Source organism: Microbacterium thalassium, assembly GCF_014208045.1.
Taxonomy (GTDB): Bacteria; Actinomycetota; Actinomycetes; order Actinomycetales; family Microbacteriaceae; genus Microbacterium; species Microbacterium thalassium.
In genome coordinates this window covers 420915-444045 of sequence record NZ_JACHML010000001.1, presented here as the reverse complement: position 1 = coordinate 444045, position 23131 = coordinate 420915, and the positions used below count along the sequence as shown (strand labels likewise).

The window sequence follows — 23131 nt, the reverse complement described above, 5'->3', positions numbered from 1 at the left end:
TTAGAAAGGACGCACGATCGTTCGTACAGTTTGGAGTCATCATGAACGCCACCCTCCAGGCCGTGCGGGGCACGCTGGCCTCGGCATCGGCCGTGTCGCCGGCCTTCGCCGCGCAGCTGGCGCTTCCCCTCTTCATGCATGTCGGGCGGCGGATGCCGGTCCTCGATTCCGACGCGCCGACGATGCAGCGCGCGCGGCTCTGGGAGGCCGCGATCCCCGGCATCCGCGGCCGCGGTGCGCGGGTCCACGTGCACGAGTGGGGTGACGGCGCCGACGTGGTGCTGCTGGTGCACGGCTGGCAGGGCCGTGCGAGCCAGTTCGCCCCGCTCGTGCGGGAGCTCCTCGCCGAGCGGTTCCGCGTCGTCGCCGTCGACATGCCCGCCCACGGCGACGCGCCCGGTCGCGCGACCTCGCTCGTCGACTGGCTCGACGCGATCCGCGCGGTGCAGGCCCGTCACGGTGCCCTGCACGGTCTGGTCGGACACTCCCTCGGGGGTCTCGCGACGCTCGTCGCGGCGGCCGAGGGTGTGCAGGTCCGGCGCGTCGTGACCGCATCGGCGCCGGCCGACGCCGCGGCGGTGTTCGACGTGTTCGCGGACCGCCTGGGGATGGACGAGCAGGCGGATGCCGCGATGCGCGACCTGTTCGCCCGCCGGTACTTCCCGGGGCAGGACCCGATCGCCCGTCTGTCGGCCGTCGCCCACCCGCTGCGTTCGCCGGTGCGCACCCTCGTCGCCCACGACGCAGGCGACCGGGTGATCCCGCACAGCGAGGCGCTGCGCGTGCGGTCGGCGCTTCCCGGTGCCGCGGTGCTCGACACCGACGGCGGCTGGCACGCGCGCCTCGTGCGGTCGGACGCCTTCCTCGACGCGGCCGTCGCGCATCTGGTCGCGCCCGACGCGGTGGGGACGAAGGTCGTGCTCGACGAGGCGCCGACGGGGCGAGGCCGCTGAAGCGGTCGGCAGCGGGTTCGGGGTCATCGTCGACCGGCGCCCGCTTCCCGGGCCCGGTCAGTCCCGAGAGCGGTCCTCACGGTCGATGCGGGTCAGCGCGACCACCTGGCCGGGATCGGGCATGAGGGTCGTCCGGTGGAAGTCCGCGAGGAATCCCGGAGCGACCGCGTCCCAGTGCCGAGCGCCCGTGAGGGCCGTGTCGAGATACGACCGCGGGACGACTCCGGGGTCCTCCGGCGCGGCGCGGTAGCGCGCGCTGCCGACGAAGGCGACGACGTCGCGCTCGAACATGCGCCCGTCGGCATACGCCGAGACGTCCGCATGGACCGCGACCTCGTCGTAGCGGAGCTCGCGACGGCGCAGGCGAGCGAGCCTCGCATCGTCGACCGGAATGCAGATGCCGTTGACGCGTGACCCGGGCGCGGGCGGAAGATCGCAGAACCGCACGATCTCGGGTCGTTCGCCGGAGACGTCGCGGTACTCCTTGTCGGGCTCGGAGCCGTCGTTGGGGAACGCGACGGAGAAGGTGCGCTCGCGGTCACCGCACCATGCGGGAACGCAGTCTGCGGGGTCGATCCCCGGCAGCGTGGCGGCCAGGGATGCGGGGCTCAGCAGCGAGGCGTAGGCGAAGACGTACATCGGGGACTCCCGTCCCATCGTCCCACGCCCACGCCCACGCCCACGCCCACGCCCACGCGCTCGCCGGCGGCGGCCGCTGCGGACGCCGGTCAGAACAGCATCGCCGGCGCGCCACCGCCCGCCGCCCGTCCGCGCGATGTCGTGACGATGCGGGAGCGGGCGGCCTCCGAGGCCGATGACGGCCGCGCGCGGCGAGGCGCGTCGTCCTCCTCCCGTCCGTCGAGACCGTGCACGCGCAGGAGCGGCCGCACGCGCTTGGCGAGCCAGGAGCGGTACGCCTTCGAGGCGTTCGCCGCAGCGCCCGGGTACAGCCCGCGATACGACGAGACGAGCTCGGGCCGGTGGGTCTCGAGCCATTGGAAGAACCACTGTTTGGCGCCTGGCCGGAGGTGGAGCGGCCCGTAGACCACGCGGACCGCACCGGACTCCTTGATGCGCGTGAGGGCGTGGTCGATGTGCGGGATGGAGTCGGTCAGGTGCGGCATGATCGGCATCAGGAAAACCGTCACGCCGAACCCCGCTTCGGTCGCCGCGCGCACCGTCTCGAGTCGCGCGGCAGCGCTCGGCGTCCCCGGCTCGACGAGCTTCTGCAGGTCGTCGTCGAACACCGCGATCGACATCGCGAGTGAGACGTCGACGGCGGAGGCCGCATCCCGCAGCAGCGGCAGGTCGCGCCGGAGCAGCGTGCCCTTCGTGAGGACCGAGAAGGGCGTGCCCGACTCGGCCAGGGCGCCGACGATGCCCGGCATGAGACGGTATCGGCCCTCGGCGCGCTGGTACGGATCGGTGTTGGTGCCGAGGGCGACGTGCTCGCGCTGCCAGCTGCCGCGCGCGAGCTCCTTGCGCAGCACGTCCTCGATGTTCGTCTTGACGATGATCTGGGTGTCGAAGTCTCGCCCGGCGTCGAGTTCGAGGTACTCGTGGGTTCCCCGGGCGAAACAGTAAGAACACGAATGAGTGCATCCCCGGTACGGGTTAATCGTCCAGTCGAAGGGCATCGCGGACGAGCCGGGCACGTGGTTCAGCGCGGACTTGCACAGGACCTCGTGGAACGTCACGTCGGCGAACTCGGGTGTGGTGACCGAGCGCACGAGGGCGTTGAGTTGCTCCAGGCCCGGGAGCGCGGCGGCATCCGTCGTCCCGAGCTGCTGTCCCTGCCAACGCATGCTCACAGTCGAACATAGAAACGAATGTTCGTCAACAGAAGGCGGCGCTCTATCGAACGCTCCGATCCGACACCCCGCCCCGGCCGGTCGCGATTCCGCGCCGGGCCGGGGACAATGGCCGTGTGACGGACCCCCGACCCGCCGCGAGCCCGACGACGCGCCGCGCAGCACGCGCGGACGCGCTGCTGGACGTGACCGCGTCGCCGGTCCGCCATGCGCGAGCCCGCCGTGCGTCGCGCATCGCCGCGGGGTTCGCCGCCTTCGTGGCGCTGACGCTCGTCGTCGGCACCGGCGCGGCCGTCGCGGCGGCGCTCACCGGCCCGGCGCTCGCCGCCGACGTGCGCCTGGGCGACGAAGCCGGGGACGAGCCGCTGCCGCTCCCCGAGGTCGTTCAGGCGATCCCCGTCCCCTCGATGACCGGCGAGGCCGCCACGGGCGACATCTGCGCGCTCGACGGGGTCGCAGACGCGCTCGCCGCCGGCGACGACGTGGCCGCGATCGAGCGCGCGGGCGGGGGAGAGGCGTTCCGCGCCGCCGTCGTCTCCGGAGGTGCGGCGTGCATCCGGCTGGATGACGCCGCGCGCCTGTGGGTCGTGGTGAACAAGCATCGTCCGTACGACCCGATCGACTACCGCCCGGCGTCGCTCGCCCTCCCGGGCGACGTCCGCAGTCTCGAGGGAGGAGCGCTGCGAGCGGATGCCGCGGCCGCCCTCGACGCGATGGTCGCCGAAGCCCGTGTGGACGGCGTCGGCGAGATCGCCCTGCAGAGCGGGTTCCGGTCGTACCAGACGCAGCAGGGCTCGTACGGGCGTCAGGTGTCGGCCCGCGGCGTCGACGGCGCGGATCTGGTCAGCGCGCGTCCCGGGTACAGCGAGCACCAGTCGGGGCTGGCCGCCGACGTCGTCGCGTGCGACGGATGGTGCGGAACGATCGACGACCTCGCCGCGACCGCGCAGGGGGACTGGATCGTCGACAACGCGTGGCGCTACGGCTGGATCGTGCGCTACGAGCAGGGGCGCACCGACGTCACCGGGTACGTGCCCGAGCCGTGGCACCTGCGCTACGTCGGGCCGCAGCTGGCTCAGGCGTACCATGACGGCGGCTGGACCACGCTCGAGGAGTTCTTCGGACTGCCCGCGGCACCCCACTACGACGGCTGACAGCAACCGTCCAGCCCGAAACTGAGTACCATGGTTCACGGGATTGAATGCCATCGCATTCTCCGCGAAGACTCGAGGATGAGAGGACGGCGCACATGGAGCGCGATATCTACGACGAGGACCACGAGGCGTTCCGCGACGTCGTCAAGGAGTTCATCAAGCGCTACGCCGGTGAGGACAAGCGCAAGCAGTGGGATGCCGACGGCGAGGTCGACCGTGCGACCATGCTCGCCGCGGGAGAGGCCGGCATCATCGGCCTGTCGGTGCCCGAGGAGTTCGGCGGCGCCGGCATGCTGCAGGACTACCGCTTCCGCTCGATCGTGCTCGAAGAGGTCATCGGCGCCGGCCAGGGCTCGCTCGCGGGCGCCCTCGGCATCCAGGACGACCTCGCCGTCCCGTACATCGCCCACATGGGCACGCAGGCGCAGAAGCAGAAGTGGCTCCCGGGCATGGCGACCGGCGAGATCCTCGGCGCCCTCGCGATGACAGAGCCCGGCACCGGGTCGGACCTGCGCGGCATCAAGACGACAGCCAAGAAGGTCGAGGGCGGCTACATCGTCAACGGCGCGAAGACGTTCATCTCGTCGGGCAAGACCGCCGACATGGTCGTGACCTTCGTCAAGACCGGCGAGGGCAACCGGCCCGACGCCTTCAGCCTCCTCATCCTCGAGGACGGCATGGAGGGCTTCGACCACGGCAAGAAGCTCGACAAGATGGGCTTCCACGGCTGGGACACCGCCGAGCTGTCGTTCAGTGACGTGTTCGTGCCCGAGGAGAACCTGATCGGCGGCAAGGAGGGCCTCGGCTTCATCCAGCTCATGATGAACCTGCCCCTCGAGCGCCTGTCGATCGGCGTCGCCGCCGCGGCCGCCGGTGAGGCCGCCTTCGCGTGGACCCGCGACTACACCCTGAGCCGCGAGGCGTTCGGCCAGCCGATCGCCGGCTTCCAGAACACGCGCTTCAAGCTCGCCGACATGGCCACGACCGTCGACGTCATGTGGGCCTACATCGACCGCGCGATGATGCTCTACAAGGACGCCAAGCTCACGGCCGAGGAGGCCGCGAAGGTCAAGTTCTGGGCGACCGACCGCGAGTGGGAGCTGCTCGACATGGGCGTCCAGCTGCACGGCGGCTACGGCTACATCACCGAGTACCCGATCGCCCGCGCGTTCCTCGACGCCCGCGTCCACCGCATCTACGGCGGCACGAACGAGATCATGCGCGACATCGTCAGCCGCGAGATCGTCAAGGGCAAGTAGCGCACGACACCGCGGATGCCGCGACGCGCGACCCGCAGGGGCCGCGGGTCGCGGCATCCGTCGTCTCGGCCCTCAGCCCAGTCCCCAGGGGAACAGGGCCCAGAAGATCGCCGCGGACGCCGCGACGAACGCGACGGTGAAGACCGTGTCCCGCGCACGCCACGGCACGAGGTGCCGCTCGGTGCGGTCCCGGTGCGCGCCGAAGGCGCGGGCGTCCATCGCGAGCGCCACGCGCTCCGCGTGCCGGATGGCGCCGGCGAGCAGCGGGATCACGTATCCGGACCACCGGGCGATCGCCGCGAACGGCCCGCGACCGCCGTGCGCGGCGCGCACGCGGTGCGCCTGCCGGATGACGTCGAGCTCGTGCCCGAAGCGCGGCACGAAGCGCAGCGCGGCCAGCGCCGTGTAGCCGATCCGGTACGGGACCCGCAGCTGCTGCACACTCGCGCGCACGAGGTCGGGGCCCGTCGTCGACAGTCCGACGATGAGGGCCAGCGAGGCGATCGCCGCGATGCGCAGACCGGTCGCCAGCCCCACCGCCAGCGCCCCGCCGTACATCGTCCAGCCGCCGAGCTGCCACACCACGATCGACTGGTCGACCCGCGAGGCATCCGTCCAGATGGAGAAGCCCAGGCCGATCACCACGGCCGCCAGCGGAACGGCGACCAGCACCGCGACGACCCGGCGGGTCACGCTCGCCCCGACGAGCACGACGGCGTAGCTCAGCGCGATGAACGCCAGCGGTGTCGCGAGGTCGCGCACCACCACCAGCAGCAGCATCGCCGGCAGTGGTGCCGCCAGCTTCGCGATGGGGCTCAGGCGGTGCAGGAACCGCACCGGCGACGCGGCGACGCGCTCGGCGTACGGGTCGATGCCCGAATGCGTCGCCTGCACCGACAGGACGGGTCCGCCGCCGGTCACGATCCCGCCTCCGCGCCGACCGGACCGGGCAGATCGGCGAGCCGCGCGATGCCCGCGAGCTCGGGGTGGCGGGCGAGGCCGCGCAGCGCTCGCCGCAGGGGCGGCGGACGCAGGCCCGCGCGTTCGACCAGCTCGTCGTCGGCGAACACCTCGGCCGTCGGCCCCGCGCGCAGCATCCGCCCCTCCGCGAGGACGACCGTGCGATCGGCGTGCTCGGTGACGAGCTGCATGTCGTGGGTCACGATGAGGATGGTCGTGCCGTCGGCGTTGAGGCGGCGCAGCAGCCCCAGCAGCTCGTCGGCGCGCGCACGGTCCTGACCGAAGGTCGGCTCGTCGAGGGCCAGCAGCGTCGCCCCCGCGACGAGCGCCGTGCCGACCGACAGCCGGCGCTTCTCGCCCCCCGAGAGCAGGAACGGATGCGTCTGGGCCCGCTCCTCGAGCCCGAAGCGGCCGAGCAGATCGGCGACGCGCTCCTGCACCTCCGGCTCGGGCACGCGGCGCAGCCGCAGGCCGTGGGCGAGCTCGTCGAACACCGTGTGCGAGACGAACTGGTGCTCGGGGTTCTGGAAGACGAATCCGATGCGCGAGGACAGCGTGCGGGCGTCGGCGCGGTGGACGTCGAGCCCGTCGACGACGACGGTGCCCCGGGGAGGGCGGCGGACGCCGGCGATCGCCTGCAGCAGGGTGGTCTTGCCGGCGCCGTTGGCTCCCACGATCGCGACGAACTCGCCGGCGTGCACGCTCAGGTCGATGGATTCGAGCACGCGTCGCCGCGAGCGGTCGACGGTGAGGCCGGTGACGCTGATGAGCGGGGCGTCATCGCGCTGACGCCCGTTCGGCGTCTCCGGCTCCGCCCGGGGCGCCGAATGGTCGGCCCGGGACCCCGTCGGCTCCGCCCGGGAGCCCGCGCGGTCACTCGTCGACGCGGGCGGCACCGGGTGCGGCGGCTGCTGCGCCTCGAGCGAGGCCCGCAGCTCCGCCGGCGTCAACGGCAGCGGGTCGAGACCGTACCCGGCGCGGCGCAGGCGCAGCGCCGCGAGCGCCGAGGTCGGCAGCCACACGCCCAGCGCGTGGAGTCGCTCGGCATCCGCGCGCAGCACCGCGTCGACCGTTCCGTCCTCGACGACGCGTCCGCTCGCGTCGAGGACGAGGACCCGGTCCACGAGCCCGATCGCGGCGTCCAGATTGTGCTCGACGAGCACGATGGCGCGGTCCGTCCCGGCGACCACGTCGGCCAGCGCCGCGTACACGTCCTCGATGCCGCGCGGATCGAGATTCGCCGTCGGCTCGTCGAGCACCAGGACGGGCGAGCCCATCGCCAGGGCGCACGCGATCGCGAGGCGCTGGCGCCCGCCGCCGGAGAGCCGGTCGGGGTTCTCGTCGCGCCGCTCCCACAGGCCGACGCGGCGCAGCGCGTCCTCGCTGCGGGCGAGTACGTCGGGCACCGGCAGCCGCAGGTTCTCTGGTCCGAACGCGACCTCGTCGAGGAGGGTGCCGGTCACCAGCTGCGCGTCGGGGTCCTGGAAGACCATCGCGACGTGCGTGCTGAGCTCGGCGACGGTCGTGGCCGAGGTGTCGCGGCCCGCGACCTCGACGGTGCCCGTGACCTCGGCCGGAATCGCGTGGGGGATCAGCCCGTTCAGCGCCAGGGTCAGCGTCGACTTGCCGCATCCGCTCGGTCCGAGGACGAGCACGACCTCGCCGGGCGAGAGGACGAACGAGACGGATGCCGGGAGCGGCCGTGACCGGCCCTCGTGGGTGATCGCGACGTCGTGCGCGCGGATCAGCGGCGCGTCGACCGGTGTCGCCGCCGTGGGAGAGTCGCGCTCGGGTGCGGCCACGAATCCACGGTAGCCGAAGCGCCGCGGCGCGGGACGAGCGTCCGGTGCGGCGCGGGCGTCACGCGCGCCGCGCGACCCCCGCGCGGCGCAGACCGGCGCCGATGCCGAGGCCCGCCGCCGTCCACAGGACCGGGCCGAGCAGGAACAGGGCGACGTAGACGATCTGCCCCCAGACCGGGAAGCGCGACACGTCCGCGGCGAACCAGATCGCGGCGGCGATGACGGCGCCGATGATGATCGCCGACAGGAAGAACCGCCACGGCTCCCACTTGCGATAGCGGCCGAGCGCCGCGATGCCCTCCTGCAGTCCGCCGATCAGCAGCGCGGTGCCGATGTACCGCGGAATCCACACCGGCACGAACGCGGCGCCGACGAGCGCCGCGATGAGGTGCGTGAGCAGCGCGACCCACGGCCGGCGCAGGAGTTCCTGCGCGATCACGCCGGGCAGGACATGGATGCCGAGCACGAGGCCGTAGAGCAGCGGCACGGCCGCCGAGACCACGCCGCCGAGGGCGCCGGCGCCGGCCTGGAGCGCACCCGTCGCGACCCCGATCGCCGCGCAGATGAGCAGAGTGCTCGTTGAGAAACGGGACCTTTGCGCCATGCGCTCAATGTTATCTTCGCCCGTCACAAGAAATTCACAATCGCCTATTTTCTGGACACATGCTGTGAGTTAGGTTTGCTTTCATTGTGCGTCCCCAGAACGCATTGTTGTTGCACATCCCCCGGCATGGAGGCCATACATGGGTCGAAATTCGGTACGTGCAGCCGCGGTCGTCACACTCGCCGCGCTGTTCGCCGGAACCGCTTCTGCCAGCTTCGGAGCTGCTCCCGAGGGGGTGAACACACCCATCCCCGTCGACGCAGCCGACGGTCACTACATCGTCGTCCTGAAGGACGCGCCGCTCGCCGGCTACGAGGGCGGCGAGGCGGGCATCGCGCCGACCAAGCCCGGAAAGGGCAAGCAGCTCGACGCGTCGTCGACGAACTCGAAGAAGTACATCGCGCACCTCAAGAACGAGCAGCGCAAGCTCGCCGATGACGTCGGCGCCGATGTGTCGGTCGGCTACCAGATCACCCTGAACGGCTTCAGCGCCGATCTGACCGGCGAGCAGGTGGCCGAACTCCGCGCCGACAAGAACGTGCTCGGCGTCTACGCGGACGAGATCCGCCACCCCGACGCCGTGCCGTCCACCGAGTTCCTCGGTCTCGGCGCCTTCCCCGACGGGACCGGCGGCGTGTGGGACGAGGTCGGCGGAACGGACGCGGCCGGTGAGGGCGTCGTCGTCGGTGTGATCGACACCGGCATCTCGGCCGAGAACCCCTCCTTCGCGGGCGACAAGCTCAAGAAGAAGGCCGGCTCGGAGCCCTACATCGACGGCACCGAGATCGTGTTCGACAAGGCCGACGGCGGCCAGTTCCGCTCCGAGCTGATCGTCGGGCAGAAGTGGAGGAAGACCGACTACTCCACGAAGATCATCGGCGCCCGCTACTTCTCCAGCGGCGCCGCAGCGGCCGGCTTCGACTTCTCGTACGACTTCCTGTCGCCGCTGGACGCCGACGGCCACGGCTCGCACACCGCGAGCACGGCGGCCGGCAACTTCGGCGTCGACGCGAGCGTCGAGGGGATCGACTTCGGTCAGATCTCCGGTGTCGCCCCGGCCGCCAAGGTCGCCGCGTACAAGGCGTGCTACGTCGGACCCGACGTGTTCTCGACGGCCGACGACATCTGCGCGCTCAGCGACCTGCTGAACGCGATCGACCAGGCGGTCGCCGACGGCGTCGACGTGATCAACTACTCGATCGGCGGCGGCTCGGCCACGACTGTGCTCGGTCCGGACGACATCTCGTTCTTCTACGCGGCCCTCGCGGGCGTGTTCGTCTCGACGAGTGCGGGCAACTCCGGCCCGGACTACGCCACGGCCGACCACGCATCGCCGTGGTACATGACGGTCGCGGCCTCGACGATCCCCACCTACGAGGGAACCGTCGAGTGGAACGACGAGAAGGCCGCCGGCGCGTCGGTGACGGTGCCGTTCGGCGAGTCGATCACCGCTGACGCGGTCTACGCCGGTGACATCCCCGCCGCCGGCGCCGATGAGACCGAGGCCGCGATGTGCTTCGAAGGCACCATCGACCCGGCCCAGGCCGCGGGCAAGATCGTGGTCTGCGACCGCGGCGTCATCGCCCGTGTGGCGAAGTCGGCGACCGTCGAGGCGGCGGGCGGCATCGGCATGGTGCTCGTGAACGTCACGCCGGGTTCGCTCGACAACGACTTCCACTCGGTGCCGACGGTGCACATCGCCGACACGTACCGCGATGCGCTCCTCGGCTACGTCGCCGGCAACCCGGATGCGGTGCTCACGCTGGTCGGCGAGAACACCACGGGTGTCGTGACGCCCACGCCGCAGATCGCGGGCTTCTCGAGCCGCGGCCCGATGCTCGCCGACGGCAGCGATGTCATCAAGCCCGATGTCACCGCCCCCGGCGTCGCGATCCTCGCGGCCGAGCACGACACGAAGAGCAACAAGGCGACGTGGGGCTTCAAGTCCGGCACCTCGATGTCGTCGCCGCATGTCGCCGGCCTCGGCGCGCTCTACCTCGGTGAGCGTCCGCTGGCGTCGCCGAGCGAGGTCAAGTCCGCGCTCATGACGACGGCGTACAACTCGGTGAACGCAGACGGTTCGGAGAACACCGATCCGTTCGCGCAGGGCGCCGGCCACGTCGACCCCACGAAGTACTTCGAGCCGGGTCTGCTGTACCTGAGCGCGGGTTACGACTGGGCGCAGTACCTGCAGGGTCTCGGCCTGGCGGACTTCGGCGTGGAGCCGATCGACGCCAGCGACCTGAACCTGGCCTCCATCGGCATCGGTGCACTCGCCGGCCCGCAGACGGTCACGCGCACCGTGACCGCGACGCAGGCGGGGACGTTCACCGCTGCGGTGGATCTGCCCGGCATCGACGCGGTCGTGGAGCCCAGCACGCTGGAGTTCGCCGCCGCGGGCGAGTCGAAGTCGTTCACGATCAGCTTCGAGAACGACACGGCCGCGGTCGAGGCCTGGAGCACCGGGTTCCTCACGTGGACGTCCGGCGCGACCGAGGTGCGATCGCCGATCGCCATCTACCCGGTCACGGCGGATGCGCCGGAGTGGGTCGACGGCACCGGCACCGACGGGTCGGTCGAGATCGAGATCACCCCGGGTGTCAGCGGCTCGCTCGACCTCAACCTCGCCGGCCTCGCGCCGGAGGAGCTGCTGGTCGCCGGCGACGAGACCACCGGTGCCGCGGACGGCGGCTACAGCTACTACGTTGTCGAGGTCCCGGAGGGCACCGACCTCGCCCGCTGGGCCATCGACTCCGCGGACGACAGCGGATCCGACATGGATCTGTTCGTCTACCGCGTGGTCGGGCCGGAGGACTGGGGCTACTACGAGATGTGGTACTCGGCGAGCGGCTCGGCCGACGAGGCCGTGCAGCTGGTCACGCCGACGGCGGGAACCTACCTGATCGAGGCGCACGTGTACTCGTACGAGGCCCCGTTCACGTGGGATCTCACCTCGGGCATCGTCAGCGGCGCGGGCGTGGGCGACCTCACCGCGACGCCGAACCCGCTCCCCGTGGAAAAGGGTATGCCGACGAACTACGGCCTGTCGTGGACGGGCCTGAACTCGGGCAGTTACCTCGGTGTCGTCCAGTACGGCGACTCCGACGTGCGCACCGTGGTCTCGGTCGACGTGCCGTAGTCCCGCACACGAGGGAGGGCGCTCGGGCTTCGGCCCGGGCGCCCTCTTCGTGTCTGATGCCGGATCAGATGCGCCGGCGGCGGCGCGTGAGGCGCACCGCCGGCATCGGCGGCGCCGGAATGCGCTCGTCGCCGTGCGCGACGACACGGCCGAACCGGTCGCCTCCGGCCTCCCATGCCTCGCGCGCCGCGACGATCTCGTCGTGCGAGCGCGCCACGAAGTTCCACCACATGACGATCTCGTCGGCGAACGGCTCGCCGCCCAGCAGGAACAGCGTCGCGGCCTCGTCGCTCTCCAGCAGGATCCCTTCGCGCGAGCGCCCGAGATAGAGCAGGTCGGCGCCGATGCCGGCGCGGTCCTCGGCATCCGTCCCGATCACGCGCGCGTCGCCCGCGACGCCGAGCAGCGCGTGATCCCAGTCGGGACGAAGCGGCACGCGCACGCGCGCACCGGCGGGGATGTGCAGCTCGGCCCCGACGATCGGGGTGTGCATCGTGGCGGGGGAGCGGATGCCGCCGAGCTCGCCGACCACGACGATCGCGTCACCGGGCGCGCCCGCCTCGGCCGCGAGCGGCAGCACCGGCAGGTTCTCGTGCCGCTCGAAGTCCGCCGCGCCGTTCCGGCGCGATTCGGGCAGGGCGACCCACAGCTGCAGGGCGTCGAGGGGGACGGCGTCATCCCCGACCGAGTACTCGGAGTGGGCGATGCCGGCGCCGCTGGTCATGATGTTCAGGGCTCCCCGCTGCACGATCACGTCGCTGCCGAGCGAGTCCCGGTGGCGCACCTCGCCGACGAACGGCCACGTCACCGTCTGCAGGCCGACGTGCGGATGCGGCTCGACGCGCATCCTCGCGACCTGGGGTCCGAACCGATCGAGGAAGCACCACGCGCCGACGAGCGGCAGGTCGCGCTGGGGCAGCGCGCGCCGCACCGACATCGCCCGGACCCCGCCGAGCGGCACCTCCCGCGCCTCGAGCAGCACGCTCCGCGGGCCGTCGCACTCGGCGGCGGCCTCGAGGGATTCGGCGCTGTCGGCGTCCAGCCTGGTCATGCCGCACCTCCGGTCTCTCGGGATCACGCTACGCCGGTGCGAGGGGGACGACTCCGCGCCGAGGCCGCGAGCGGAGCGGATCGGGCGCACACGCTGGTGAGGACTCCCGGCGAGGGTGTAGCTTTCGCACAGAGTCGGCGCGCTCTGGGGTCGTCGATCCGGATTCGAAGGGGAATCATGAACAAGCGCGTCATCTCGCTCATCGCGGCCTTCGCACTGGGGGTGGCGGCGCTCGCCGCGGCGCCGCCCGCGATGGCCGGCTCAGCCGGCGTCTCGAAGGTCGCCTTCGGCGACTCCGAGGCGTCCGGCACGGGCAACTTCGCCTACGTCGACAAGGACTGCAAGCGGTCGAGGTTCTCGTATCCGCTCATCCTCCGCATGGAGTCCTATGCGTGCTCGGGCGCGACGACCGCAGACCTCGCAGGCGCGGGCGGCCAGATCGACGCGGCCATCGCCGAAGGCAAGCTCGGGGCTGCGACGAAGTACGTCACGATCACGGCGGGCGTCAACGACCTGGCGTGGCAGGACACGCTGCTGACGTGCTACGCGGACCCCGACCCGACCCTGCCGGGCGGTCCGTGCCAGGTCGCGCTCGGGATCGCCGCCGGACAGCTGCCGGGCGTGGCCGCGGGTCTGGCTGGGGCGATCGCGAAGATCAGGGTCGCGGCGCCCGGCGCCAAGATCCTCGTGACCGGCTATCCCCTGCTGTTCGGCAAGCTCGGGAGCTCGTGCTCCATCGGCGCCCTCGGCGGCCAGAAGGTCACCATCACACCGACGGTCAAGGTGCTGGCCAACGATGCGGTGACCTCGCTCAACGCGGTCATCGAGAACGTCACGAACCCGCTGGACGCCGCGGATCGCGTCGAGTACGTCGATGTCGCGGCGGCGTTCGCCGGCCACTCCCTGTGCGACACGCGCACGCCGTGGCTCCACGGCGTGATCGGGCTGCCGGTGCTCTACGACTCGAGCCTGCACATCAACGTCGCCGGCCAGTACGCGCTCGCCGCGGCGGTGTGGCGCCAGCGCTGACCGTGCGGTTGCACGCGGGGCCCCGGCGTCACGGCGACGCCGGGGCCCCGCCGCCGTCGACGTCGTCGCGGGCCCACAGCGGCCACATGACCTCGAGCCCCGGGACCTTGTTCTTGCGCAGCCATCGGCGCAGCGCCGGACAGGTCGGCTCCACGGTGTCGCCGCGTGCCGCGGCATCCGCCATCGCGCCCTCGAAGAGGTCGCCTGAGAGGCCCCGCCCGCGATACGCGTGGTCGATCTCGGTGTGGGGGAAGATGAGACGCCCCTTCGGGCCGGGCAGGAACTCGGTGTAGCCGCCCATGACATCGCCCACGAAGATCTCGTAGCGGCGGGCCTCGTCGTTGCGAACGACCGTGCGGGTCTCGTCGATGTCCGTCATGTGCTCCTCCTCGTGCGTCCAACGTAGCGGCGCGAAGGCGGTGGAGGGCGGACCAATGGCCCTGTCCCCGGTATCGACGCCGGTCTAGCGTGAGCCCCGGAGAAAGGGGGCTGACATGGCCGAACGGGTGACCTACGTCGAGCGCGCGGCACCGTGGGGATTCTTCTTCCTGCTGGCGTACATCGGCGCTGCGATCTACTTCATCTCGATCACCGACGGCGGGTTCTGGGACGTCATCCTGGGGCTGCTCCAGGCGTGCGTGTGGCCGGTGTACCTCATCTACTACGGGCTGCTCGCGCTCGGCGTCGCCTGAGCCGCCCGTGAGATCGGGCGATCGACCGCGCGTTCGGGCGCGGCCGGTGCTCGAGCCTGCCGATCGCCGGGCCCGGCGGCATCCGTCCCGGCGACAGGGCAGAATCGAAGGATGCCGTCGCCGCTGCTCGAACTCATCCCGACCGGTGCCGAACCCGACGACGTCTACCTCGGATTCGTCGAATGGGCGGGCGAGCAGGGGCTGACGCTGTACCCCGCGCAGGACGAGGCGATCATCGAGATCGTCTCGGGCGCGAACGTGGTCCTGTCCACGCCGACGGGCACCGGCAAGTCCCTGGTGGCGGTCGCCGCCCACGCCGCCGCCCTCGCGCGCGGCGGGGTCACCTTCTACACGGCGCCCATCAAGGCCCTCGTGAGCGAGAAGTTCTTCGCCCTCGTCGACGTCTTCGGTGCCGACAACGTCGGCATGGTCACCGGCGACTCGTCGGTGAACGCCGACGCCCCGATCATCTGCTGCACTGCCGAGATCCTGGCGAACCTGGCACTCCGCGAGGGGGCGGATGCCGACATCGACCAGGTCGTGATGGACGAGTTCCACTACTACGGCGATCCCGACCGCGGCTGGGCGTGGCAGATCCCGCTGCTGCTCCTGCCCAAGGCGCAGTTCGTGCTGATGTCGGCCACCCTCGGCGACGTCACCGACATCGCCGAGGACCTGAAGCGCCGCACCGGACGCGAGACCGCGTTCGTGACGGGCGTCGAGCGGCCCGTGCCGCTGCACTTCTCCTACGAGCGGCGTCCGATCCACGAGGTCGTCCAGAGCCTCCTAGACGAGCGCGAGGCGCCCGTCTACATCGTCCACTTCTCGCAGGCGGCCGCGATGGAGCGGGCGCAGGCGCTGTCCAGCATCCGCCTCGTCACGCGCGAGCAGCGGGACGCGATCGCCGAGGCGATCGGCGGGTTCCGGTTCACCACGGCGTTCGGCCGCACGCTGTCGCGGTACGTGCGCGCCGGCATCGGCGTGCACCACGCCGGCATGCTGCCGCGCTACCGGCGCCTCGTCGAGACCCTCGCCCAGCGCGGGCTGCTCAAGGTCATCTGCGGCACCGACACCCTGGGCGTCGGCATCAACGTGCCGATCCGCACGGTGCTCATCACGGCGCTGTCGAAGTACGACGGCACGCGGATGCGGCAGCTCAGCGCCCGCGAGTTCCACCAGGTCGCCGGCCGTGCCGGCCGCGCCGGCTTCGACACGTACGGGAACGTCGTCGTGATGGCCCCGGAGTGGGAGATCGAGAACGAAGCGGCGCTGCGCAAGGCGGGCGACGACCCCGCCAAGCGCAAGAAGATCGTGCGCAAGAAGGCCCCGAGCGGGGTCGTCAACTGGGGCATGGGCTCGTTCGAACGGCTCGTCGAGGCGCAGCCCGAGCCGCTCACTCCGCACCTCGAGCTCACCGCCGCGATGCTCATCAACGTCATCGGGCGCGGAGGCGACGCGTTCTCGAACGTGCGGTCGCTCGTGTTCGACAACCACCAGCCGCGCGCCGAGAAGTACGCGCTCGCGCGGCGCGCGCTGGCGATCTTCCGCACGCTCGTGGCCGCGGGCGTGGTGGAGTCGACCGCTGACGGCATCCGTCTCACCGTCGACCTGCAGCCGAATTTCGCGCTCAACCAGCCGCTGTCGCCGTTCGCGCTCGCCGCGATCGAGCTGCTCGACCCCGAGGACACCCCGGGCGCCGCCGGCACCGGCCACTACGCACTCGACGTCGTGAGCGTCATCGAGGCGACCCTCGACGATCCGCGCGCGATCCTGTCGCAGCAGGAGTTCAAGGCCCGCGGCGAGGCGGTCGCCGCCATGAAGCAGGAGGGCCTCGATTACGACGAGCGCATGGAGGCGCTCGAGGAGATCACCTACCCCAAGCCGCTCGAGGAGCTGCTCTCGCAGGCGTACGAGGTGTTCGCATCGAGCCAGCCGTGGGTGCGCGACTTCGAGCTGTCGCCGAAGTCGGTCGTGCGCGACATGTTCGAGCGGGCGATGTCGTTCGCCGAGCTGGTGTCGTGGTACCAGCTCGCCCGCAGCGAGGGCCTCGTGCTGCGGTACCTCAGCGACGCGTACCGCGCGATCCGGCAGACCGTCCCCGCCGAGGCGCAGACGAACGAGCTCGTCGACGTCATCGAGTGGCTGGGCGAGCTCGTGCGCCAGGTCGACTCGAGCCTCGTGGACGAGTGGTCGTCGCTGGTGAACCCCGCCGACGAGCCGGAGGCCGTCGTGGTGCCGCCGGCGCCGCCGTCGGTGCTGACGAACCGGCGTGCCTTCCTGGTACTCGTGCGCAACGAGCTGTTCCGTCGCGTGCAGTTGGCCGCGCTCCAGCGCGACGAGGAACTGGTCGAGCTGGACCCCGACGTCGACTGGCCCGCTGCGCTGGACCGGTACTTCGAGGACCACGACGAGATCCTCACGGGCGGGCCGGCGCGCTCGCCGCGGCTCGTCGAGGTGGACGAGACGGATGCCGCGGCATCCGATCTGTGGCGCGTGGAGCAGACGATCGACGACCCCGCCGGCGACCACGACTGGCGCATCCGCGGCGAGGTGGACCTGGCGGCCTCCGAAGAGGCCGGCACCGCGGTCGTGCGGGTCACCGAGGTGCTGCGACTGGAGGGTCCGGGCCGCGCTGCGGTGTCGGCGGACGGGTGAGAATGGGCGGCATGACGACGTACCTGGCGTTCCTTCGTGCGATCAATCTCGGACCGACGCGGAAGTTCCCCAAGGACGACATCCGCCGGGTCGTCGAGGATGCCGGGTTCGAGGGCGTCGAAACGCACATCAACACCGGCAACGTCCGCTTCGACACCGGGATGCGGTCGCGGTCGCGGATCGAGGAGAAGCTCGAGGCGGCGTTCCTCGCCGACCGCGGGTTCGACGTGCCGACGGTCGCGTTCACGACGGACGAGTTCGCCCGGGTCGCCGCCGAGGCCGCCGAGCTGAGCGCCGACCGTCCGGGACTCGTGCGCCACTATGTCTACTTGCTCAAGGACGAGCTGCCGGCGGAGCGCGTCGCCGAGGTCGAGGCGAAGCGATCGGATGTCGGTGAGATGGTGGTGCGCGGGCGAGCCGCCCATGCCCTCATGGGCGAGGGCTATCAGGGCGGTCAGGTCGATCCGCTCGGCGCGGCTCCGCTCCTCGGCGTTGCGACGAACCGCAATCTCAACGTGGTGACGGCGATCGCCGCGAAGTGGTGCTGATTCGGTCCGATCTCGGACCGCCGCAGGTCTGAAACGGCGGGGATTTCGGTGACACGCGGGGTGCGGATGCCGGAGCGCGGCGGGTCGCGGATGATCCCCGCCGTTCGTGACGCGCCGGTCCGGGTCCGTGGTGGCAGATCCACCCCACGGGCGAGCCGGGCGGGACTACCGTGAGGGCGTGGACATCAACGATCCGCTCCCGGACCACCCGGCACCGGACAATCCGCGCGGCAAGCTCGTGCTTCTGCGCCACGGCGAGACCGCGTGGTCGAAGGCGGGCAAGCACACCGGCCTCACCGACGTCCCGCTGACGGCTCGTGGCGAGGAGCTCGCGCGCGGGGCCGGCGACCTCGTGAGCGACTACGACTTCTCGCTCGTGCTCAGCTCGCCGCTGGAGCGTGCCCGCCGCACCGCCGAACTGGCGGGACTCGACGCCCAGATCGATCCGCTGCTCGTCGAGTGGGACTACGGGGGCTACGAGGGGCGCACGACGAAGGAGATCCGACGCGAGCTCGGCTACAACTGGACGACCTTCACCCACGGGGTGATCCGCGGCGACACGCCCGGTGAGACGGTGGAAGAGGTCGCCGCGCGCGCATCGCGCGTCCTCACCCGCGTGCTTCCGGCGATGGTCGACGGCGACGTGGCGCTCGTCGCGCACGGGCATCTGCTGCGGATCCTGACCGCCGTCTTCCTCCGGCAGGCTCCGCGCTTCGGCGCCATGATCACCCTCGACGCGGGGTCGGTCTCGGTGCTCGGCTTCTACCGCGAGCAGCCGGCGATCCTGGCGTGGAACCACGGGCCCGAGCTCCCGCTCGTGCCGTCCGAGTCCTGACCGACTCCTCCCCAGGGCGGATGCCGCGGGCAGCCGTCCACAGCGGCCGGCGGCGTCGGACGCCCGGGCTACAGTGGGGCGGGTGACCAGCCCGTCGGATCCGTACGCAGACATCGCGTGGGACCCGGACGCCTATGCGCCGCCGGACGACGCCTACGCCCCGCCGCCCGACGACTGGGCGCCGCCGCCCGACGGCTTCCTGCCCCCGCCGGATCCCGGTGACGCCTTCGCCGCGCCCGCCGACACCGCCGGTCCGAGCCGCGACTTCACCCGCGCGAAGCCCGCCGACGTCCTGCACGAGGTGTACGGGTACGACACGTTCCGCGGCGACCAGGCCGCGATCGTCGACCATGTGATCGCCGGTGGCGACGCCGTCGTCCTGATGCCGACCGGCGGCGGCAAGAGCGTCTGCTACCAGGTGCCGGCCCTCGTGCGTCCGGGCACCGGCCTCGTGGTGAGCCCGCTCATCGCCCTCATGCACGACCAGGTCGACGCGCTCGTGGCCAACGGCGTGCGCGCCGCCTACCTCAACTCGACGCAGCTGCCGGGCGAGCGGCAGGCGGTCGAGCGGGCCTACCTCGCGGGCGAGCTCGACCTGCTCTACGTCGCTCCCGAGCGGCTGAACACCGAGCCGATGCTGCGCTTCCTCGAGAAGGGGCGCCTCAGCGTCATCGCGATCGACGAGGCGCACTGCGTGAGCCAGTGGGGACACGACTTCCGCCCCGACTACCTGGCGCTCGGCGACCTCGCCGATCGCTTCGCAGGCGTGCCCCGCCTCGCCCTCACGGCGACGGCCACGCCGGCGACCCACCAGGAGATCACCGAGCGGCTGCGGATGCCGAAGGCCGAGCACTTCGTCTCGAGCTTCGACCGGCCCAACATCCAGTACCGCATCGAGGCGAAGTCCGATCCGCGGCGCCAGCTCGCGGCCTTCATCACGGCGCAGCCGGCGGGTTCCGCCGGCATCGTCTACGCCCTGAGCCGCAAGTCGGTCGAGCAGACCGCCCAGTACCTCCAGACCCAGGGCCTCGACGCGCTGCCGTACCACGCGGGTCTCGACGCCGCGGTGCGGGCCAAGAACCAGTCGCGCTTCCTCCGCGAGGACGGCGTCGTCATGGTCGCCACGATCGCGTTCGGCATGGGGATCGACAAGCCCGACGTCCGCTTCGTCGCGCACATCGACCTGCCGAAGTCGGTCGAGGGCTACTACCAGGAGACCGGCCGCGCCGGCCGTGACGGCGAGCCGTCGGTGGCGTGGATGGCCTACGGCCTCGGTGACGTCGTGCAGCAGCGGCGCATGATCGACCAGTCGCCGGGCGACCGCGGCTACAAGATCCGGCTCGGCCAGCATCTCGACGCGATGCTCGCGCTGTGCGAGACGGTCGGATGCCGCCGCCAGAACCTGCTCGGCTACTTCGGTGAACAGTCCGAGCCGTGCGGCAACTGCGACACGTGCCTCGAGGCGCCCGAGACGTGGGACGGTCTCGTTCCCGCGCAGAAGCTGCTGTCGACGATCGTGCGCCTGCAGCGCGAGCGCGGCCAGTCGTTCGGCGCCGGGCACCTCATCGACATCCTGCGCGGCGCCTCGACCGACCGCATCCGCCAGCAGAGCCACGACACCCTGTCGACCTACGGCCTCGGCGCCGACCTGTCGGAGCAGGACTGGCGCAGCGTCGTGCGGCAGCTGCTGGCCCGCGGCATCCTCGTCGCCCGCGGCGAGTACGGCACGCTCGCCCTCGGCGAGCCCGCCTCCGGCGTGCTGCGCGGCGAAACCCCGGTGCCGCTGCGCCGCGACGTCCTCGGTCGCACCGGCGGCGCGCCGCGCCAGCGCAAGGTCTCGGCGTCGGAGTCGCTCGCCGAGGGCGACCGCGGGCTCTTCGAGGCGCTGCGGGAGTGGCGCGCCGGCGTCGCCAAAGAACTCGGAGTGCCCGCCTACATCGTGTTCGGCGACGCGACACTGCGCGCGCTCGCCGAACACCGGCCCGAGAGCCTCGGCGACCTCGACGGCATCACCGGCATCGGCGCCAAGAAACGCGAGGCCTACGGCGAGGCCGTGCTCGAGGTGGTGTCGGCCGCGGGCTGACGTCAGTCTTCGCTGGGATCGGCGCCTCGACGCGTCGGCCTACGCCCCGGCCTCGATCGCCTGCTTGAAGGCGGCGAGCATCTTGTCGAGATCCTCGTCGCCGTTCCAGACGACCGCGTCCGCGGCTTGGGCGAGCGCGCGCGGCCTGTCGGCCAGCGCACCCGACAGCGTCAGCTTCGTGCCGGTGCCCTCCGGCTCGAGTCCGTACGTCCACGTCAGGCCGGACGACGTGTGGTCCACGATCCGCTCGTTCGGAACGTACTCTTCGCGCGTCGTCCGCGGATGGAACCGGAGCAGCATGAAGCGCACCTCCCATTCCCACGTCGATCCCACGCCGTCGTCCGGCGCCATCGTCGTCGTGGCGAGGCGATGGTGCGACTCGCCTTCGACAGCGGCCATGGCAGCGGCGAAGCTCCGGGGATCCTTCACGTGATCGAACACCCGCTCGACAGGTGCATCGACGTGAACGCCGCGCGCGTGGGTGATCGTCGTCATGATCTGCCTTCTCTCTCGGTCGGTTCAGGGATCGGGGGTGGCTGCGTGTGCGCCGCCACCCCCGATCACGCTGGTTCGCGCCGGCCTACGGCAGAGCCTCGATCGACTCCTTGTAGGTCGCCAGCATCTTGTCGAGATCCTCCTCGCCATCCCAGGCGATGCTGTCCTCGATCTTGGCCAGACCCGGCACCGGGTTCGTCACGTCGCCGCGCAGGCCGAGCTTCGTGCCCGACCCGTCCATCGCGACGGTGTACGTCCACGTCACGCCGGTGGTCGTGTGGTCCACGATCTTCACGTTCGGGACGAACTCCTCGCGGGTCGTCGTGCTGTGGAAGGGGATCAGAAGGATCTTGCTCTTCCACTCGTAGATCGAGCCCACGCCATCGTCCGGCGCCATCGAGATCTTCGTGATGAGGCCGTCCATGTCGGGGTCTGCCCCGTGCATGGCCTCGTAGAAGTTCTCGGGGTGCTTGATGTAGTCGAAGACGCGCTCGACGGGAGCGTCGATGTGCACGTCGCGACTGTGAGTGACCGTTGTCATCGCTATCAACCGCCTTTCGTTCGGTTCCCAACCGATCGCCGACGGCGTCACCACCTGCGGACCCACCCGCAGGTCCCTCGATTCCAGGCTAGGCGCGCGCCGCGGGGTGTCGAGTGCCATACGTCCCGCCGTGTCCGGTCGCGCGCAGCGGATTCCCGCGGGTGCCGCGCCCCTGTCCACAGGACGCGGGCGCGGACTCGGGTGGCCCGGCCCGTCCCGATAGTGTTCCCTGGTGAGCTGGGGCGACGGAGTCGAGAGTCGGGGCGTGGTCTACACCCTCGACGATCCGTCGGGGACGGGCCCGGCGATGGCGGGTGCGACAGCCCCCGTCACCTACCAGGGCACCTTCGCTCCGCGTCGGCGTCGCCGGCGGGGGCCGATCCTGTGGTCCGTCTTCGGCGCCCTCGTCCTGGCCGGAGCGGTCGCGGCCGGCCTCGTCCACTTCGACGCGAGCAGGTCGTACGACGCCGCGCTCGAGCGGGTCGAGACGGCGGCCGTCGCCTACTCCGTCGCCGCGACGGATGCCGGTGAGGCGATCGACGACGGGACGGTGGCCGCGGACGCCGCAACCTCGATCGTGGCTGCCGCCGTGGACCCGCTCGTGGCGGCCGAAGCGCGAGCGGGCTTCGCCGAGGCGGGTGCGACGCTAACGTCCGCGGTCGCATCCGCACAGCAGGTGGCCGCGGCCGAGCTCCCCTCGTCGATCGGGGAGCGGCCCGTGTGGACGTGGGAGCTGCTGGCGGCCGTGCCGGTCCTCGAGGACGACGCCGAAGCGCTCTCGGCGCAGGCCGCCGAACTCGGCACGGCCACGGTCGACATCGAGGTTTCGCTGGCCGCGCTCACCGACAGCGGTCAGACGCTGGTCTCCACCGTCGAGGCGGCCGCGACCGCGCTGGAGGCGTCGAACGTCTCGGCGCGGGCGATCGTCGTGCTCGACTTCCGCGACGCCGCCGACTTCGCCTCGTCGCGGGACCGGATCAGCACGGGAGCGGTGCTGGCGTTCGAGCGCTACGCCGCCGCGGCGGAGAACCTCCGCGCGTCGGCGAAGAGCGAGCTGGCCGAGAAGGCCGGCCCGCTGCGGGAGACCCGACTGGAGATCGAGGAGTACGCGCGCTCGATCGCAGGCGGGGTCGTGCTCGACTTCGACTGGGCGCCCCTCGTCAACGGTCTCGGCGGCGTGTACGGCATGAGCGGCACCGCCACCTGGAACACCGTGCGCGGCGGATTCTCCACGATCACGCTGTCGGACTCCGTCGCCGAGAACTGGCCGTCCGCCGATGCGGTGGCCCTCGTCGCCCACGAGGTCGGACATTCGATCACCTCGAAGTGCAGCGATCTGTTCGACTCCGAGGATGCCGACGCCAACGAGGAGTGGGCGACGGCGTGGGCGATCAGCATGGGTCACACCGCCGAGGGCAACGGCGTGCAGGCCTACGGCTACCCGTCGCAGGAGATGATCGACGTCGCCGCCACCTGCCGCTGACGCGGATGTGTCACGAACGGCGGGGATCCCCGCCGAA

General features: G+C 71.4%; 20 protein-coding genes. 11 read left to right on the top strand and 9 right to left on the bottom strand.

Translation table 11 applies throughout. From position 1 onward, the window contains the following. The first annotated feature begins 41 nt into the window (after window positions 1-41). A complete protein-coding gene (locus HD594_RS02005) occupies window positions 42-953 on the top strand; it encodes an alpha/beta fold hydrolase (RefSeq protein WP_184749345.1) in 912 nt (303 codons plus the stop codon). Window positions 954-1010: 57 nt separating this feature from the next. Here the strand turns inward: HD594_RS02005 and HD594_RS02000 are convergent, their stop codons facing one another. Together HD594_RS02000 and HD594_RS01995 are read right to left on the bottom strand one after the other, a co-directional pair. Further along, window positions 1011-1610 (bottom strand): hypothetical protein, encoded by a 600-nt coding sequence (locus tag HD594_RS02000; protein ID WP_184749344.1) that lies wholly within the window; start codon window positions 1608-1610, stop codon window positions 1011-1013. 71 nt (window positions 1611-1681) lie between these two features. Continuing rightward, the gene (locus tag HD594_RS01995; RefSeq protein WP_184749343.1) at window positions 1682-2758 is read right to left on the bottom strand and encodes an Rv2578c family radical SAM protein; all 1077 of its coding nucleotides are present in this window, start codon (window positions 2756-2758) and stop codon (window positions 1682-1684) included. Between the two features lie 122 nt (window positions 2759-2880). Between HD594_RS01995 and HD594_RS17610 the strand changes: the two genes are divergently transcribed. Both HD594_RS17610 and HD594_RS01985 read left to right on the top strand, forming a co-directional pair. After that, complete coding sequence (locus HD594_RS17610; RefSeq protein ID WP_184749342.1) at window positions 2881-3918, top strand: M15 family metallopeptidase; 1038 nt, start codon at window positions 2881-2883, stop codon at window positions 3916-3918. A 95-nt stretch (window positions 3919-4013) separates the two neighbouring features. Continuing rightward, window positions 4014-5177: an acyl-CoA dehydrogenase family protein gene (locus tag HD594_RS01985; RefSeq protein WP_184749341.1), complete on the top strand. Its 1164-nt coding sequence runs from the start codon at window positions 4014-4016 to the stop codon at window positions 5175-5177. A 72-nt stretch (window positions 5178-5249) separates the two neighbouring features. Here the strand turns inward: HD594_RS01985 and HD594_RS01980 are convergent, their stop codons facing one another. The 3 genes from HD594_RS01980 to HD594_RS01970 are packed head-to-tail and all read right to left on the bottom strand — an operon-like array spanning window position 5250 to window position 8543. Beyond that, window positions 5250-6098 carry an energy-coupling factor transporter transmembrane component T family protein gene (locus tag HD594_RS01980; protein WP_184749340.1) on the bottom strand — a complete coding sequence of 283 codons (849 nt, stop codon included), beginning with the start codon at window positions 6096-6098 and terminating at the stop codon, window positions 5250-5252. Then, window positions 6095-7939, bottom strand: coding sequence for an ABC transporter ATP-binding protein (locus HD594_RS01975; protein ID WP_184749339.1), 1845 nt, complete (start codon window positions 7937-7939; stop codon window positions 6095-6097). Before HD594_RS01975 ends, HD594_RS01980 begins: the two co-directional genes overlap by 4 nt. A 58-nt stretch (window positions 7940-7997) precedes the next feature. Next, the gene (locus tag HD594_RS01970; RefSeq protein ID WP_184749338.1) at window positions 7998-8543 is read right to left on the bottom strand and encodes an ECF transporter S component; all 546 of its coding nucleotides are present in this window, start codon (window positions 8541-8543) and stop codon (window positions 7998-8000) included. Between the two features lie 235 nt (window positions 8544-8778). On the opposite strand from HD594_RS01970, the gene HD594_RS01965 reads away from it, so the two are divergent. Beyond that, window positions 8779-11682 carry a S8 family serine peptidase gene (locus HD594_RS01965; protein ID WP_184749337.1) on the top strand — a complete coding sequence of 968 codons (2904 nt, stop codon included), beginning with the start codon at window positions 8779-8781 and terminating at the stop codon, window positions 11680-11682. A gap of 64 nt (window positions 11683-11746) precedes the next feature. Here the strand turns inward: HD594_RS01965 and HD594_RS01960 are convergent, their stop codons facing one another. Next, window positions 11747-12733: a pirin family protein gene (locus HD594_RS01960; protein ID WP_184749336.1), complete on the bottom strand. Its 987-nt coding sequence runs from the start codon at window positions 12731-12733 to the stop codon at window positions 11747-11749. 177 nt (window positions 12734-12910) lie between these two features. Between HD594_RS01960 and HD594_RS01955 the strand changes: the two genes are divergently transcribed. Then, the gene (locus tag HD594_RS01955; RefSeq protein WP_184749335.1) at window positions 12911-13762 is read left to right on the top strand and encodes an SGNH/GDSL hydrolase family protein; all 852 of its coding nucleotides are present in this window, start codon (window positions 12911-12913) and stop codon (window positions 13760-13762) included. A 28-nt stretch (window positions 13763-13790) separates the two neighbouring features. Here the strand turns inward: HD594_RS01955 and HD594_RS01950 are convergent, their stop codons facing one another. Further along, window positions 13791-14141 (bottom strand): GNAT family N-acetyltransferase, encoded by a 351-nt coding sequence (locus tag HD594_RS01950; protein WP_184749334.1) that lies wholly within the window; start codon window positions 14139-14141, stop codon window positions 13791-13793. Window positions 14142-14256: 115 nt separating this feature from the next. On the opposite strand from HD594_RS01950, the gene HD594_RS01945 reads away from it, so the two are divergent. From HD594_RS01945 to recQ, 5 genes are all read left to right on the top strand, one after another. Then, the gene (locus HD594_RS01945) at window positions 14257-14454 is read left to right on the top strand and encodes a hypothetical protein (RefSeq protein WP_184749333.1); all 198 of its coding nucleotides are present in this window, start codon (window positions 14257-14259) and stop codon (window positions 14452-14454) included. A gap of 111 nt (window positions 14455-14565) precedes the next feature. After that, window positions 14566-17109, top strand: a complete 2544-nt coding sequence (locus HD594_RS01940) for a DEAD/DEAH box helicase (RefSeq protein WP_184749332.1) — start codon at window positions 14566-14568, stop codon at window positions 17107-17109. 11 nt (window positions 17110-17120) lie between these two features. Beyond that, entirely contained in the window at window positions 17121-17657 is a 537-nt protein-coding gene (locus HD594_RS01935) for a DUF1697 domain-containing protein (protein WP_184749331.1), read from the top strand. Between the two features lie 178 nt (window positions 17658-17835). After that, window positions 17836-18492 carry a histidine phosphatase family protein gene (locus tag HD594_RS01930; RefSeq protein ID WP_271171272.1) on the top strand — a complete coding sequence of 219 codons (657 nt, stop codon included), beginning with the start codon at window positions 17836-17838 and terminating at the stop codon, window positions 18490-18492. Between the two features lie 82 nt (window positions 18493-18574). Next, window positions 18575-20575 carry a DNA helicase RecQ gene (gene recQ / locus HD594_RS01925; protein WP_271171271.1) on the top strand — a complete coding sequence of 667 codons (2001 nt, stop codon included), beginning with the start codon at window positions 18575-18577 and terminating at the stop codon, window positions 20573-20575. Between the two features lie 39 nt (window positions 20576-20614). Here recQ and HD594_RS01920 read toward each other — a convergent pair whose 3' ends face one another. Together HD594_RS01920 and HD594_RS01915 are read right to left on the bottom strand one after the other, a co-directional pair. Next, window positions 20615-21070, bottom strand: a complete 456-nt coding sequence (locus HD594_RS01920; protein WP_184749330.1) for an SRPBCC family protein — start codon at window positions 21068-21070, stop codon at window positions 20615-20617. 85 nt (window positions 21071-21155) lie between these two features. Further along, on the bottom strand, window positions 21156-21584 hold the full coding sequence (locus HD594_RS01915) for an SRPBCC family protein (RefSeq protein WP_184749329.1): 429 nt from the start codon (window positions 21582-21584) through the stop codon (window positions 21156-21158). A gap of 259 nt (window positions 21585-21843) precedes the next feature. Here HD594_RS01915 and HD594_RS01910 point away from each other — a divergent pair, with 259 nt between their 5' ends. Next, complete coding sequence (locus HD594_RS01910; RefSeq protein ID WP_184749328.1) at window positions 21844-23094, top strand: hypothetical protein; 1251 nt, start codon at window positions 21844-21846, stop codon at window positions 23092-23094. Window positions 23095-23131: the final 37 nt, after the last annotated feature.

Coding starts and splice junctions, on each gene's coding strand:
- HD594_RS02005 (WP_184749345.1), top strand. CDS start 42: ATGAACGCCACCCTCCAGGCCGTGCGGGGCACGCTGGCCTCGGCATCG.
- HD594_RS02000 (WP_184749344.1), bottom strand. CDS start 1,610: ATGGGACGGGAGTCCCCGATGTACGTCTTCGCCTACGCCTCGCTGCTG.
- HD594_RS01995 (WP_184749343.1), bottom strand. CDS start 2,758: ATGCGTTGGCAGGGACAGCAGCTCGGGACGACGGATGCCGCCGCGCTC.
- HD594_RS01985 (WP_184749341.1), top strand. CDS start 4,014: ATGGAGCGCGATATCTACGACGAGGACCACGAGGCGTTCCGCGACGTC.
- HD594_RS01970 (WP_184749338.1), bottom strand. CDS start 8,543: ATGGCGCAAAGGTCCCGTTTCTCAACGAGCACTCTGCTCATCTGCGCG.
- HD594_RS01960 (WP_184749336.1), bottom strand. CDS start 12,733: ATGACCAGGCTGGACGCCGACAGCGCCGAATCCCTCGAGGCCGCCGCC.
- HD594_RS01955 (WP_184749335.1), top strand. CDS start 12,911: ATGAACAAGCGCGTCATCTCGCTCATCGCGGCCTTCGCACTGGGGGTG.
- HD594_RS01950 (WP_184749334.1), bottom strand. CDS start 14,141: ATGACGGACATCGACGAGACCCGCACGGTCGTTCGCAACGACGAGGCC.
- HD594_RS01945 (WP_184749333.1), top strand. CDS start 14,257: ATGGCCGAACGGGTGACCTACGTCGAGCGCGCGGCACCGTGGGGATTC.
- HD594_RS01940 (WP_184749332.1), top strand. CDS start 14,566: ATGCCGTCGCCGCTGCTCGAACTCATCCCGACCGGTGCCGAACCCGAC.
- HD594_RS01935 (WP_184749331.1), top strand. CDS start 17,121: ATGACGACGTACCTGGCGTTCCTTCGTGCGATCAATCTCGGACCGACG.
- HD594_RS01920 (WP_184749330.1), bottom strand. CDS start 21,070: ATGACGACGATCACCCACGCGCGCGGCGTTCACGTCGATGCACCTGTC.